A 14,765-nucleotide genomic window follows, 5' to 3' on the forward strand; every position below is an offset into this window, starting at 1 on the left:
CCTACTGTCCAGTGGCTTATATTTAACAATGAAGTTAAAGATCAAAGAATTAGAAAGTTAAGGAGGTAGGGGATGAACACAACTACCAACCCTAGTACGCTTTCTGCGCTTAACGAATCAACTTCTGCGGATCCTAGTATGATTGCAGAAAGCAATCTGAACCATGTGAAGAAGAAAAAGAAGAGGACACAAAAACGTTCTGATGAGCCCTCGCAGTATTCCTTTAAACTTGCATGGATTTATGGAGATTTACTCACAAAGCTCTCACTTTTAATTTGGGGTCTAGGAAATATTGCACGTAAACAAATTGTCAAAGGTGTTTTATTTCTATCCGCAGAAATTGGCTTTTTCGTATTCATAGCAGCAAGCGGCGTATATCATCTTGCAGAAGTACCAGGTTTGGGTACTGGTGAAGAAACTCGTGTGAAGGTAGACGGGTTCTGGGTTTACGAGACGGCTAAACCCTCAGTTGAGATATTACTTAATGGGGTAGCCACAGTATTTCTTATATTTGCAGCACTTTGGTTTGCGCAGACTGCAATGCGTTCAGCATTTAAAGCCCAACAGCAAATTGTAAGAAGCGGAAAAGCACATACCATTTGGGAAGATTTGCATGAGCTCACCGATTCGAATTCGGCATGGCTATTTATGAGTTTGCCAACGCTCGGAATTCTAATTTTTACGGTGTTGCCTTTAGTATTCATGATTTCGATGGCGTTTACATCGTATGATTCAGAGCACTCAAAGAAATTTGATTGGGTTGGATTGGATAATTTTGCCGTTGTCTTTGGCAATGGTGGAAATGTGAATGCTCAGCTCTTCTTTTCGGTCTTGACCTGGACGATTGTATGGGCTTTTTTTGCCACATTCTTGAATTATTTTCTTGGAATGTTTATGGCAATGATTATTAATCGCAAGACTACTCACGGTAAAGCTTTCTGGCGTGCGGTATTCTCACTTTCTGTTGCCGTTCCGCAATTCGTCTCTCTGCTAGTTCTTCGCTCAATGTTGCAACAAGAAGGTATTATTAATCGTTTGTTGCAAGATTATGGGTGGATTGATTCGGCGTTACCATTTTTTACAGATGCCAATTGGGCTCGCGTTACTGTAATTATTATCAATCTCTGGATTGGTATTCCGTACACGATTATGCAGGTCACGGGAATTTTACAAAATATTCCAGCTGAGCTTTATGAAGCTGCAAAACTAGATGGAGCGAGCTGGTGGCAGACATTTAGAAATGTAACGATGCCATATATGCTTTTTGTGATGACCCCATATCTAATTACTACTTTCACCGCAAATGTAAACAATTTCAATGTGATTTATTTGCTCTCTGGAGGTGATCCAACTCCGGTTGGTTCCTCTGCTGGGAAAACGGATTTACTTATCACTTGGTTGTATAAACTCACGGTAGATCGTGGAGATTATAACATCGGCGCAGTAATTGGTATTTTGACCTTTATCGCGCTTGCTATGGTTGGTTTACTTACCTACCGTCGTAGTGGATCTTATAGGAATGAAGAAGGATTCCAGTGATGGCTATTATAAAATCAAAGAATCGTGCCCGCCAAGCCACAGATGCGCTAGTACATACGTTCCTTGCAACCTTGGCGATTATTTGGGTGATACCAATTTTGTGGGTTTTGGCAGAGTCTTTCAACAAGAATACGGCACCATTTAACACCACGTTCTTTCCAACAGAGTGGACTTTCGATAACTATATTCAGCTTTTTAGTGATCGATCAGTACTTGATTTTCCGCGAATGTTCATGAATACGCTAATTGTTGCAGTATTTACATGCATTATTTCGGTTACCTTTGTGCTGATTGTGTCTTATGCGCTTTCACGCTTACGTTTCCAATTCCGAAAAGTGTATATGAATGTTGCACTTATTTTAGGGATGTTTCCAGGGATCATGGCCGTTGTAGCAATATATTTTATTCTGAAAACAATGGGGCTGACAGCTGGTTGGACTACAAATCTGGCACTAATTATCGTTTATTCTGCAGGTTCTGGTGCAGGATTCTATGTAATGAAAGGGTATATGGATACCATTCCATATTCGCTCGATGAAGCAGCTTTGCTTGATGGATGTACACGTTTTCAGATTTTTACAAAGATTATTTTGCCGCTGACAAAGCCGATGATTGTCTACCAAGCAATTATCTCTTTCCTCACTCCGTGGCTGGACTTTGTAATGGCAAAAGCAATTGCTCGTACGCAAGAAAACTACACTGTCGCATTGGGCTTATGGAAGATGCTTGAAAAAGAGTACATTTTTGATTGGTTTGCCCGCTTTGCTGCGGGTGCTGTATGCGTGTCGATTCCGATTGCAATCTTGTTTATCGTGATGCAGCGTTTTTACCAGGAATCGATGTCTGGTTCCGTCAAAGGATAAGCTAAGTTGTGGTTAAAGAAGCGCAATTTAGCACGGAATAAAGCAAATTAAAGTAAAGGAATCAGCCGATTGATTCAGCAAAAATCACCACTAGGGAAGGGGTGGACTACAGATTCTTTGATTCGCGTAGTCTACTTCTTCCTTAGTTTGTCTATAGTATCTTCTTTTCTCGTACTTCCCACTCAGGAATCGATGGAGAATGTTTCATTTGCGCGTCTGACAATTGCGATTCTGGCTGAGCTTATATCATGGGCGGCATTACCCATTGTTGCATTTCTGACTGTTCTTACAATTAAGCACGGTGCTTCGCTACCAAAAATGATTGGCTTGAGTTTAAGTATGAGTGTGCTTAGTGAGATTCCTTATGATTTGGTTTATTCGCATACTTATTTCGATTTTTCTAGGCAAAATCCGTTGTGGGCTTTGGTCGTTAGCCTGATTGTAATCTATGCTTTGCGCCATTTTGATAATCAGAAACATGTTATACGTTATTTTTTGACGGCTGTATTACTTGTGGCTGCTTTACTTTGGCTGCTTTTGTTTAACGTGGGTACACGCTTTTCAGTTGCGCCGCTTGGAGTGGTGCTTGGTGCTTTCATTGGTGTCTTCTACTTGATGTGGGGAATGGAAAATCGAATGATGTTTTCGGCTGGTTTTATGGGGGCGATACTTTTCTTGACCCCGGCAATCGGTGTGGCAATTTTGCATTATCGTGCACCACGTTTTGATACAGATGCACCGATTCCTGGATGGGTGAATATATTTTACTATCCAACGATTTTGTGGATTGCAGGTATCTGTACAAAACTGATCGCCGGTTTCCAGGTGTGAAAATTCGTGCCGGCACATTGCTTAAGACCTAGAACGAAACGCAAAATAGTGAAATAATTGTACTGTTCTAAAAATCCATTCAAAGGAGTTTTTCCGTGGCTATTGCAACCCCTGAGGTTTATAACGAAATGCTTAATCGCGCACGCGAGGGCAAGTTTGCATACCCAGCAATTAACGTGACGTCTTCCCAGACGCTCACCGCAGCAATTCAAGGCTTTGCAGAAGCAGAGTCTGACGGTATTATTCAGGTTTCCGTAGGTGGCGCTGAATACTGGTCAGGTTCCACTGTGAAAGATCGTGTTGCAGGTTCGCTTGCAATGGCTGCTTACGCGCGTGAAATTGCAAAGAATTACGACGTAACCGTCGCACTTCACACCGATCACTGCACCAAGGATAATCTTCCAACCTGGACCGAAGCACTCATCGATCTGGAAATTGAAGAAGTCAAGGCTGGTCGTCTTCCATTCTTCCAGTCTCATATGTTCGACGGCTCTGCAATTCCTCTCGAAGAAAATCTCGAAGTTGCAAAGCGTCTCCTGCCAAAGGCGGCAGCTGCAAAGACGGTTCTCGAAGTTGAAATCGGTGTTGTCGGCGGTGAAGAAGACGGCGTAGTCGGCGAAATCAACGAAAAGCTTTACACCTCCACCGAAGACGGTATTAAGACCGTGGAAGCACTTGGTCTGGGAGAAAACGGCCGCTACATCACCGCTCTTACTTTCGGAAATGTACACGGCGTTTACAAGCCAGGGCATGTGAAGCTGCGTCCAGAAATCCTCGGCACGATTCAGGAAGAAGTTGCAGCTCACTTCGGTCTCGACAAGCGTCCATTCGATCTCGTGATGCACGGCGGCTCTGGTTCTACTGACGAAGAAATCGCAACCGCAGTGGCAAACGGCGTAATCAAGATGAACGTTGATACCGACACACAGTATGCATTCACCCGTCCGGTAGTTGACTGGATGCTTACCAACTACGAAGGCGTGTTGAAGGTTGACGGCGAAGTTGGCAACAAGAAGAAGTACGATCCGCGCGCATGGGGCAAGGCTGCAGAAGCTGGCATGGCTGCCCGCGTGGTAGAAGCTTGCGAACGTCTCGGTTCCATCGGTAAGAAGATGAAGTAAGGTTTTCTGCGCAGCGTTTTTACGTTCCGCATTCCAGATTTCAGATTCTGCTGAAATAATTTAAAACTATTAGTTGCGGAGTGGGTTTAAGTCCACTCCGCAACTAATTTTATTTTTGCCGAAAATACCGAAACCACTGCACAATCCCGAATCTGATCAGAAACCAACGTAACTGGCAGCAGGATTTGCTTTGGCTTACATAAGCAAAAATCGTCAACTTTTTATTCAACTTTTTCTCTGCTACCATCATTCTCATCCAAAGCGCTTCAGCCTAGGCATGTATGCAATATGCAAATGAATAAATCGAAATACATGCAGAAAAATGTGCATATACTGCACAGCAGACTAATTTGCAGCCAGCTGAAGCCCGAATCTTGAAAGGGTATCGAATGGCTATCTTCGCACAGCATGCATCCGCCGCTAGCTTCGGCGTATTGATGTGTTGTTGCTGTTTTGATAGCTGTACCATGCCGAGCTTGGCGATCTAAGCAGCAGCTTCGCCATAATGCACTCGCTGCTATTTGCGGAAAGCAGTTAATTGCTCGTCCGAAATCGTGCTCAAACTTATAGCTTTGTAGAAATTACCGCTTTCATCGCGGAAGTATCGAATATTTCGGCTTGATTTTGCAGATTTTAGTTTTCACAAGTCATGTAAATACATGTCAGGCAAATACGAGTCAAGCAAATACGTCTCAGGCAAATAACTGTGCGATTAGTGTTTTAAGTGTTTCACTGCAAACTACTTCAGATTCCAGCTCGGCGTAATCATTACAAAATACGGATCCGGCAAATCAGATGCGGTGCGCTGCAGCCGTTATCCGTTTCCTGGCAGATCACAATTCGCAAAATGCATCTCAGTGCATTTTGAAACGTAAATTTCAAAGATTCAAAGGTTAAAAATGTTACTTTCCGGCTTAATTATTGGGCTTATTCTCGGTTTTATTTTTCAGCGCGGACGCTTTTGCGTAACTGGCGCTTTTCGTGACGTCTGGCTTTCCGGTGCAACCCGCTGGCTGAAAGCATTTCTCCTGGCAATTGCAGTGCAAGCAGTAATCGTGCAGATTCTCGTAAGTTTGGATTTAATTCATCCCGCACTGGAAGCTTTCGCCCCGCTCGCAGTAGCAGGCGGTTCACTGATTTTCGGTATTGGAATCGTGGCCGCTGGCGGATGCGCCACCGGTACTTATTATCGCAGCGGCGAAGGGCTTGTTGGGTCTTGGGTGGCACTCGGTTTCTACGCTTTTTCAAGTGCGGTAATGAAACACGGAATCGGGCAGCCTCTTGAGCACTCAGCGCGCAGCTACGAACTTTCCGAAAATACTATTTACGGCACATTCGGAATCTCGCCGTGGGTGCTCGTAATTGCATTCGCTATTTTCGTGAGTTACCTGTTTTACCGCCAACATCAGCAGACGGCGAAAATTGCCGCATTGCCAGCAAAAAGAAGCGGTATCGCACATCTGCTTTTTGAAAAGAGATGGAGTCCAAACGCCACTGCGCTCGCGGTTGGAATAATAGCTGCAATAGCTTATCCGCTCTCGGAAGCCACGGGAAGAGCCGCTGGACTCGGGGTCACAACACCGTCGGCAAATATCATTGCATTTCTAACAACAGGAAATACGCAGCTGATTGACTGGGGGATGCTTTTTGTGCTCGGAATAATTCCCGGCTCGTATCTGGCGGCAAAACTTTCGGGCGAATTCAAAATCCGCGTGCCTGATGCGAAAACCGTCGTGCGGGCAATTTGGGGCGGAAGCCTGATGGGAATAGGCGCTGCAATTGCTGGCGGATGCTCGATTGGGAATTCGCTGGTTTACACTGCACTGTTTTCGTGGCAAGGCTGGGCTGCACTGTTGTTTACCTTTATCGGAGTAGGGATTGGCGCAAAATTATTGATTCAGCCGCAGAAAACTGCACAAGTGAAATTAGTAGTGCAAAGTTAGATTTTTACTGCAGTGCGGCTGCATTTGCGGTTGCATTTGCGGCTGCATTTGCGGCTGCTGTCTGAGCACTTATGCGTGTGCGGATACATTTGAAGAAACACAGTTAAGTTATTTGACTGAAAAATCGAATTTATTGAAAAGAATCAAAGAATCATTGAAAAATCCAGTGAAAAATAGTGAGGCAGTAATGGGATTTTTAAAATTAAAACGGAAAAAACAAGAAGTAACTCCGATAGCTGCGGGTGGAAATGGTAATACCTATCGGCTTGATACACTCGGGCAGGTTTGCCCATTTCCATTAGTTGAAGCGAAAAATGCGATTGCCGGGCTGAATGCGGGAGATTTACTGCAGATTGATTTTGACTGCACTCAAGCAACGGATTCAATTCCTGCCTGGGCTGCGCAGGCAGGATATCCAGTAGTCGATTTCCGGCAAGTTGGGGAAGCTCAATGGAGTATTACGATCGCGAAAAGTTAAAAGCGTACTGCGTTGATTAAATTATTTCGCGACGGTGAATATTGGGCGATTCCACTCTTGGAAGTGAAGCAGATCATTGATATTCGTGAATTTGCTGTAATAGTAGCTGCAAATGCTTGTGGCTGATGCGGTAAAGCAGAACAATGCCAGGATTACTGCATGATTTGAAGTACTTGTGGTGATCGGATTTTGCAACCAAAATCCGATCACCACAATCTGTTAAGAAATCTAAAATATGCATTAATTTATTTCGGAATATGAAAAAGGCTGCTTTTTTTCATCTCGCATATTAGACTTGGGCAGTAAGACGTGCGTATGTGCATCTTGCAAATTAACCAATTCAGTAAGCGCGAGAGCGCCAAAACTAAAGGATGCAAGTAAATGCCAGCAGTAGTTATCGTCGGTGCACAATGGGGCGATGAAGGTAAAGGTAAGGCTTCAGATCAGCTGGGCACTAAAGTAGATTATGTGGTTAAGTTTAATGGCGGGAATAATGCCGGCCACACTGTAGTGGTTGATGGCGAAAAATTTGCCTTGCATTTACTTCCAGCCGGGATTCTCACGCCGAATTGTATCCCGGTGATCGGTAACGGTGTAGTAGTGGATCTGGAAGTGCTTTTTGCTGAAATCGCAGATCTTGAGGCACGCGGAATGGATCCATCGCGCCTGCGTATTTCAGGTAATGCGCACGTAATTCCGTCATACAACAAGAAAATGGATGCGGTAAATGAGCGGATGCTGGGTAAACGCAAACTCGGCACCACTGGGCGTGGGATCGGTCCAACGTATGCAGATAAGATGAACCGCATTGGGATCCGGATTCAAGACCTTTTTGATCCGTCAATTTTGCGGCAAAAGGTGGAAGGTGCACTTGCGCAAAAGAACGTAATGCTTGAATCGCTGCTCGACGAACAATTCGATGTTGATGCGATCACCAATGATCTACTCTCGTATGCAGACCGGGTAAAACCGATGCTGATGAATGCCACGGCAGAGCTGAACCATGCGCTTGATGCTGGCAAAATGATAGCTTTCGAGGCGGGTCAGGCGACAATGCTCGATATCGATCATGGCACCTATCCGTTCGTTACATCATCTTCGTGTACTGCCGCTGGTGCTTGTACTGGCTCAGGTGTAGGGCCGCGGCGAATTGATCGTGTTGTGGGTGTGGCAAAGGCATATATTACGCGTGTTGGCGAAGGTCCATTCCCTACCGAACTCTTCGATGCAGACGGTGAACGCCTGCGCGAAGTTGGCGGAGAATATGGCGTGACCACCGGGCGCCCACGGCGTTGTGGCTGGTACGATTCCGTCGTAGCACGCTATGCCACGATGGTTAATTCGCTTACCGATATCGTGATTACAAAGCTTGATGTGCTTACTGGTCTAGCGCAGATTCCGGTTTGTGTAGCTTACGATATTGACGGGCAGCGGGTCGAAGATATGCCGGATTCACAGACCGCAATGCATCATGCAAAGCCAATTTATGAATACTTCCCTGGCTGGGAGGAAGACATTTCCGAGTGCAAGACCTTTGCGGATCTGCCAGAAAATGCGCAGCAATATATTTTGCAGCTCGAACGGCTTTCCGGCTGCCGGATTTCTTCGATCGGTGTCGGGCCGGGGCGTGAGCAGACAATTGTCCGCACACCGCTGCTTGACTAAGCTTTGTGTAAAATAATTCCACGCTAATTTTCGAGATAAAGGTGCCCAGGCGATTCCGTGTCGGAAGGCCTGGGCACCGAATTTTCCAGCGAATAATTCGCGCGGGTAATTTTAATGCAGTATTGCCGGATTTGTTTTATCCAAACTGCTGCCAGTATCGCGATCAGTACTTATTGCTCACTGCCAAATGCTGAATTATGCATTCCATTTGCTGGCGGCGGTACTGCTCCCTGGCTGGGCTGCGCTGGCTGAGCTTGTGGAGTTTGCGGCGTTTGATATTGCCCACCAGCTGCAGGTGCGGGGGCCGGTGCAGAGAAGAATTCCTGAGCTGCTGCGCCTTGTGCAAATCCGCCTTGAGAAGGCATTGGAGTTTGCTGTCCAAAAGCGGTTTGAGCTGCGGTGCCTTGCCCGTAAGTACCTTGATTGACGGCACCGGGCTGATACCCTCCTTGTGGCTGGTAGCCGTTTTGGAAAGTATTTGCTCCAGGGTAATTGCCTGCATATGGATTAACGCTGGAGTTGTTTTTGTTACGCTTTGCGAAAATCGCAATCACTGCAATCAGCACGATCACTGCCAGTACAAAGATGATCCCGATCACACCCACGGTCATCCACGGGAAGCTGCCTGAGGTAGCAGCTTTGTTTGCAGCAGCAGATGAGTTTTCTGATTTTGGATCTTTCTTCGGAGCCGCTGCCGCGCTTGAGCCGTCAGCAACTTTCTTGCCTTCTACTTCGATCCCTTTGATAACTGCGGCGATATCAGTGAAGACGGCAGTATTTCCCGAAATTTCAGCTCCGTCTGCGCGGACCACAGTGCCTGGCATTTGCACGGTGAGGGAGAAATCAAAGTCGATGAAGCTGAGCATCTTCAGATCGTCTTCGCCGAGCTCGCCGGCTGTGCCGCCGGGAATCGTGAAGATGTAGTTATCCCCCTGCTCAATAAGGGTTTTACCGTCAACTTTTGATCCTGTAGATTTCGCGATGATCATGCAATCGAGATTGCCGTCTTTGGAGTTATCCTTGATTTCAATTTCGCCATCGTTCATGGATGCGAGCTTATCGGCGCCAATTTCATCCTTGAAAGAATCGCATGTGACCCCAGTTGCGCCAAGTGTTCCTGAATCATCTTTGATTTGCATTTCGATCGCTGCACTGCCGCCTTCTTCGATCACGATTTTATTGTGTGAATCGCAGGCTGTGAGGAAAAGCAGTGCTGGAAGAAGGCAGACTAAAAGCTTTTTGAGTTTGTGCGGTTTTTGCATAATTTTCAGACCTGTTCGTGAGGAGTGGAATAAATGAAAATCAAAAAGAAGAATTTCGGCGGATGTGACGTAAAGCGAGGATCTTATTTCTGAACCACTGCTGATTTAATACACATCCTTGCCGAGCGAAAGTGTAAGCTAATATTTTCGCTACTGCCATGCTAACAGAGTTCTTTTCTTTGAAGGTGAAAATATCTCCAAAGTTTTGTTCGGGTGGGCGAACTTTGCAATAATAATCGCATAGGTGTGCAAATCTTGAAATGATATTTGAGAGTTTGCAAAAAGTGCAAGTGAAGTGCCTCACTTAAGGCTTCTTGAGGTGGTTAATTCCTTGCAAAATAGCGAATTTCCCAGTCCATAGTCCCATGATTTTTGCCGCCTAAAGTAGCATAATTGGATACGGAAGAATTCCAGAAACACGTCGCCAATCTCTAGGAGGAAATGCGATGGCAGAAAAGACGTTCACCGTCGAAGAAGTACGTGCAGGTGCACCAGAAATCGCACCAGCAGATCTCGTAGAATGGGTTGCTGAGATTGCTAATCTCACTCAGCCAAAGGATATTTACTGGGCTGATGGCTCCCAAGAAGAATGGGATACCCTGACAACTCAAATGGTTGAATCGGGTATGTTTACGCGTTTGAATCCAGAGAAGCGTCCGAACTCCTTCCTGGCTCGTTCCCTTCCGTCAGATGTGGCTCGCGTGGAATCCCGGACCTTCATCTGCTCTGAAAAGGAAGAAGATGCAGGTCCAACAAACCACTGGGCAGATCCAAAGGAAATGAAAGAAACCCTGATTGGTGAAAAGGGTGTATTCCGCGGTGCAATGGCTGGTCGTACAATGTACGTGATCCCATTCTCCATGGGGCCATTGGGCGGTCCGATTTCCCAGCTCGGTATTGAGCTTACCGATTCCCCATACGTAGTAGTAAATATGCGCATCATGACCCGCATGGGCGAAGGTGCGTTGCAGCTGATCGCTGAAGGTAAGCCATGGGTACCAGCTGTACACTCCGTAGGTGCTCCACTTGCTGAAGGTGAAGCTGATGTTACTTGGCCATGCAATGATGAAAAGTACATCACTCACTTCCCAGAAACCAACGAAATCTGGTCCTTCGGTTCCGGTTACGGCGGCAATGCACTGCTTGGTAAGAAGTGCTACGCATTGCGGATTGCTTCAACAATGGCTCGCCGTGATGGCTGGATGGCAGAGCATATGCTCGTGCTTCGTCTCACCGATGAAAAGTCTGGCAAGCAGTATCACGTAACAGCTGCATTCCCATCAGCATGTGGCAAGACGAACCTCGCAATGCTCCAGCCAACGATCCCAGGATACAAGGTCGAAACCGTTGGTGACGATATTGCATGGATGCGTCCAGGTCCAGATGGCCGGCTTTACGCAATCAACCCAGAAGCAGGCTTCTTCGGCGTTGCTCCAGGCACTTCTTATGATACGAACCCAATGGCAATGGAAACGATGAAGGCTAACTCCATCTTCACCAACGTAGCATTGACGGATGACGGCGATGTTTGGTGGGAGGGTATCGACGGCGAAACCCCAGCACACCTCATCGACTGGCATGGAAACGATTGGACCCCAGAGTCTGGCGAAAAGGCAGCACATCCAAACAGCCGCTTCACCGTTCCAGCAGCTCAGTGCCCAATCATCTGTGAAGATTGGGAAGCTCCACAAGGTGTGCCGATTGATGCGATCCTCTTCGGTGGTCGTCGTGCGACAAACGTGCCGCTCGTAGCTGAGCAGTACGAAGGTGCTCATGGTGTATTCATTGGCGCTTCGGTGGCATCTGAAGTTACCGCTGCAGCTACCGACGTGAAGGCTGGTTCCTTGCGTCACGATCCATTTGCAATGCTCCCATTCTGCGGCTACAACATGGCTGATTACTGGGGTCACTGGCTTGAAATGCAGCAAGAACTTGGCGAAAACTTCCCGAAGGTCTACCAGGTGAACTGGTTCCGCAAGGATGAAGACGGTAAGTTCATGTGGCCAGGATACGGCGATAACTCCCGTGTGCTTGATTGGATCGTTCGCCGCGCAGCTGGTGAAGTAGAAGCAATCGACGGTGTTACCGGTCGTTACCCGAAGTTCGAAGATTTCAACCTTGACGGTCTTGATATCGACGAAGCTAAGTGGGCTAAGCTCTTTGAGATCAATCCTGAAGCATGGGCTGCTGAAATGGATGATACTGAAGAATACTTCAAGCAGTTTGGCGACAAGCTGCCAGCTGCAATCACTGAACAGCTTGCAAAGTTCCGTGAGCGGATCGCAGCAGCAAAGTAAAGCCGAAGGAATTCAGAGTGTGCAGTGCATTGGTTTTGCACGGCACTAGCTACTCCTTTGAATCTTAAGTGTGGAGGTCAGGGCTTTCGTCCTGGCTTCCACACTTTTATTTTTACTTTTCTTTTTCCGATTCTGCACGGATTTGATCAAGATTGCAGGAAAACACTTCATTTATTTCTTTGCATCAGACTTATAAAATTAATACCTGCACTTAAAGCCTAGGCAAGATGGGTGTCCTGTGAGTAGAATCAAGATAAGTTACAACAATTCGAACTGATCAGCGCGGGTTGGTTGTATTTCTGCGAAGAGGCGGGAGTAGGGAAATTAATCGCTCAATCCTTCAGATCCCCGGTTGGACCCACATCTATTCAGGTAAGGTTCGCGATATATTTGTGCCCACCACCTACCAGTCACCTTATGGTCGCGAAATTGTACTGATCGTTGCCTCAGATCGAATTTCTGCATTTGATTATGTATTGCAGGATAAAATCCCCGGAAAAGGAAAATATTTAACGTATCTCAGCGAATGGTGGTTTCATCAGCTTGCTGGGATCGTACCGCATCACTACCTTTCAAACGATGTGCCAGCAGCAGTATCAGGGCACGCGATGCTGGCAGCACGTCTACAAATGTATCCAATCGAATGTACAGTGCGGGGATATCTTTCCGAAGCCATTTGGCAGGAATACGCAGAGACTGGCGCGGTATGCGGCAATCCTTTACCGTCAGGGATAGAAATTTGCGAGCAATTACCGGAACCTATTTTTTGTCCGGCAAAGAAAGCACGTATCGGGAAACATGATGAAAATATTACATTCGATACATTAGTGCAGCAGGTAGGAGCGGACAATGCAGTGCAAATGCGTCAGTACGCTTTCGATGTTTACAATCACGGTGCGCAGATTTCTGGAGAGCATGGGCTGATCCTTGCCGATACGAAACTGGAATTTGGTGCTGCTTCAGATAGCGGCGAAGAATCAGTGGTGCTCGGTGATGAAGTACTCACGCCAGATAGCTCGCATTATTGGCTTACTGCAGATTACCAGCCAGGGGAAAAATCAGTGAGCTTGGATAAAGAACTTATTAGTTCCTGGCTGATATCTCAAAGCGATTGGGATCCGTCTGCAAATACGACGCCTCCAGCATTGCCGAAAGAAATTATTGCCGAAACACAAAAACGCTACATTCTCGCTGTGAAAACGATTACCGGGAGCAAACTTTTCGGCATAGATTGAGGCAGCGCTGATGCGATTTCAGTTTCTGCAAGATTTGGGATTGGCAAACGCAAATTCTCATGTCCCAGAAAATGGGCACACTTTTAGCTTGCCTTTAACTTTCCTTTACTATTGTTTTTGCATGGTCATTCCTAAATTGGAGGTATCAAATGGATTCTAGACTTGAAAAAATCTATGAAGAATCGTTACGCCGAAATCCGACGCAACCAGAATTTCAACAAGCCGTTTGCGAAGTAATTGAATCAGTGGAGCCGTTGCTCCTTGCACGCAAAGATTATGCTGATGCGTCAATCCTTGCGCGGATCATTGAACCAGAACGCCAGCTGATGTTCCGTGTAGCCTGGCAAGACGATAACAATGAAGTGCGAGTAAATCGCGGATACCGGGTACAGTTTAACTCTGCACTCGGGCCTTATAAGGGTGGTTTGCGATTCCACCCTTCCGTTACACTATCGGTAATCAAATTCCTCGGATTCGAGCAGATTTTTAAGAACGCTTTGACGAACCAAGGTATCGGCGGCGGAAAAGGCGGATCAGATTTCGATCCTCACGGAAAGTCCGATAATGAGGTAATGCGTTTCTGCCAGGCTTTCATGATGGAACTTTCACGGCATATTGGCGCTGATTGTGATGTACCTGCGGGAGATATTGGCGTAGGCGGCCGTGAGATCGGCTATCTTTACGGTCAATATAAGCGGCTCACGAATCGTAACGAAGCTGGAGTGCTGACTGGTAAAGGGCTTGGCTGGGGCGGATCGCTCGCACGTACAGAAGCTACCGGATATGGGCTAGTGGCATTTGCGCAGGCGATGTTGGCTGAAAAGAGCGATTCCTTTGACGGCAAGACAGTGCTCGTATCAGGCTCTGGAAATGTGGCAATCTACGCAATCGAGCGCGCAATCAAGCTTGGTGCAAAGCCAGTTTCGATCTCTGATTCTTCGGGCGCAGTATATGATCCTGATGGGATTGATGTAGCGCTATTGAAGCAAGTAAAAGAAGTCGAGCGTGGGCGAGTTTCTGATTACGCTGAGCGTCGGCCAAATGCACAATTTAGGAAGAATGAAAAAGTTTGGAGCATTCCTGGTGATATTGCACTGCCATGTGCGACACAAAATGAAGTAGACGCTGACGATGTACGCACGATGTATCACAACGGTGTAAAACTGATTGCGGAAGGCGCAAATATGCCGCTTACGCCAGGTGCAATTGAAATCGCACAGCAGTCAGGCATACTTTATGCGCCAGGGAAGGCAGCAAATGCCGGTGGCGTGGCCACATCTGCTTTGGAGATGCAACAAAACGCGATGTTGCAGCGCTGGGATTTTGATACCGTTGCAAATAAGCTTGATCAAATTATGCTCGATATTCACCACACTTGCCTCGAAACTGCCGCAGAAATAGGAAAGCCTGGTGATTATATGGTGGGTGCGAATGTAGCAGGCTTTAAGAAGGTTGCGGACGCCATGCTCGATCAAGGGATCATTTAATTCAGCTCCCCTTTATCGCCCAGTATAACGCAAGTAGAAAGTGC

11 protein-coding genes are annotated in these 14,765 nt (G+C 46.6%); 10 read left to right on the forward strand and 1 reads right to left on the reverse strand.

Annotated features, from left to right (window positions below; translation table 11 throughout):
* Positions 1 to 138: 138 nt before the first annotated feature.
* The 7 genes from J2S36_RS06270 to J2S36_RS06300 all read left to right on the forward strand — a co-directional run bounded on the left by J2S36_RS06270 (position 139) and on the right by J2S36_RS06300 (position 8,440).
* Positions 139 to 1,539: a carbohydrate ABC transporter permease gene (locus tag J2S36_RS06270; protein WP_309956619.1), complete on the forward strand. Its 1,401-nt coding sequence runs from the start codon at positions 139 to 141 to the stop codon at positions 1,537 to 1,539.
* Complete coding sequence (locus J2S36_RS06275) at positions 1,539 to 2,402, forward strand: sugar ABC transporter permease (RefSeq protein ID WP_309956621.1); 864 nt, start codon at positions 1,539 to 1,541, stop codon at positions 2,400 to 2,402. The genes J2S36_RS06270 and J2S36_RS06275 overlap by 1 nt, the downstream gene beginning before the upstream one ends.
* Positions 2,403 to 2,471: 69 nt before the next feature.
* Complete coding sequence (locus tag J2S36_RS06280; protein WP_309956622.1) at positions 2,472 to 3,233, forward strand: TraX family protein; 762 nt, start codon at positions 2,472 to 2,474, stop codon at positions 3,231 to 3,233.
* Positions 3,234 to 3,310: 77 nt separating this feature from the next.
* Positions 3,311 to 4,354: a class II fructose-bisphosphate aldolase gene (fbaA, locus tag J2S36_RS06285; protein ID WP_309957506.1), complete on the forward strand. Its 1,044-nt coding sequence runs from the start codon at positions 3,311 to 3,313 to the stop codon at positions 4,352 to 4,354.
* An 899-nt stretch (positions 4,355 to 5,253) separates the two neighbouring features.
* Positions 5,254 to 6,297, forward strand: coding sequence for a YeeE/YedE family protein (locus J2S36_RS06290; protein WP_309956624.1), 1,044 nt, complete (start codon positions 5,254 to 5,256; stop codon positions 6,295 to 6,297).
* Between the two features lie 187 nt (positions 6,298 to 6,484).
* Entirely contained in the window at positions 6,485 to 6,775 is a 291-nt protein-coding gene (locus J2S36_RS06295; protein ID WP_309956626.1) for a sulfurtransferase TusA family protein, read from the forward strand.
* A 381-nt stretch (positions 6,776 to 7,156) separates the two neighbouring features.
* Positions 7,157 to 8,440: an adenylosuccinate synthase gene (locus J2S36_RS06300; protein WP_309956627.1), complete on the forward strand. Its 1,284-nt coding sequence runs from the start codon at positions 7,157 to 7,159 to the stop codon at positions 8,438 to 8,440.
* Positions 8,441 to 8,610: 170 nt separating this feature from the next.
* On the opposite strand, the gene J2S36_RS06305 is transcribed toward J2S36_RS06300, so the two are convergent.
* A complete protein-coding gene (locus J2S36_RS06305) occupies positions 8,611 to 9,612 on the reverse strand; it encodes a hypothetical protein (RefSeq protein ID WP_309956628.1) in 1,002 nt (333 codons plus the stop codon).
* A 536-nt stretch (positions 9,613 to 10,148) separates the two neighbouring features.
* Here J2S36_RS06305 and J2S36_RS06310 point away from each other — a divergent pair.
* The 3 genes from J2S36_RS06310 to gdhA all read left to right on the forward strand — a co-directional run bounded on the left by J2S36_RS06310 (position 10,149) and on the right by gdhA (position 14,721).
* Entirely contained in the window at positions 10,149 to 11,999 is a 1,851-nt protein-coding gene (locus J2S36_RS06310; RefSeq protein ID WP_309956629.1) for a phosphoenolpyruvate carboxykinase (GTP), read from the forward strand.
* Positions 12,000 to 12,286: 287 nt separating this feature from the next.
* Entirely contained in the window at positions 12,287 to 13,234 is a 948-nt protein-coding gene (locus J2S36_RS06315) for a phosphoribosylaminoimidazolesuccinocarboxamide synthase (protein WP_309956630.1), read from the forward strand.
* A 149-nt stretch (positions 13,235 to 13,383) separates the two neighbouring features.
* Entirely contained in the window at positions 13,384 to 14,721 is a 1,338-nt protein-coding gene (gene gdhA, locus J2S36_RS06320; RefSeq protein WP_309956632.1) for an NADP-specific glutamate dehydrogenase, read from the forward strand.
* Positions 14,722 to 14,765 lie beyond the last annotated feature (44 nt).

This window comes from Arcanobacterium hippocoleae (assembly GCF_031456295.1).
Taxonomy (GTDB): domain Bacteria; phylum Actinomycetota; class Actinomycetes; order Actinomycetales; family Actinomycetaceae; genus Arcanobacterium_A; species Arcanobacterium_A hippocoleae.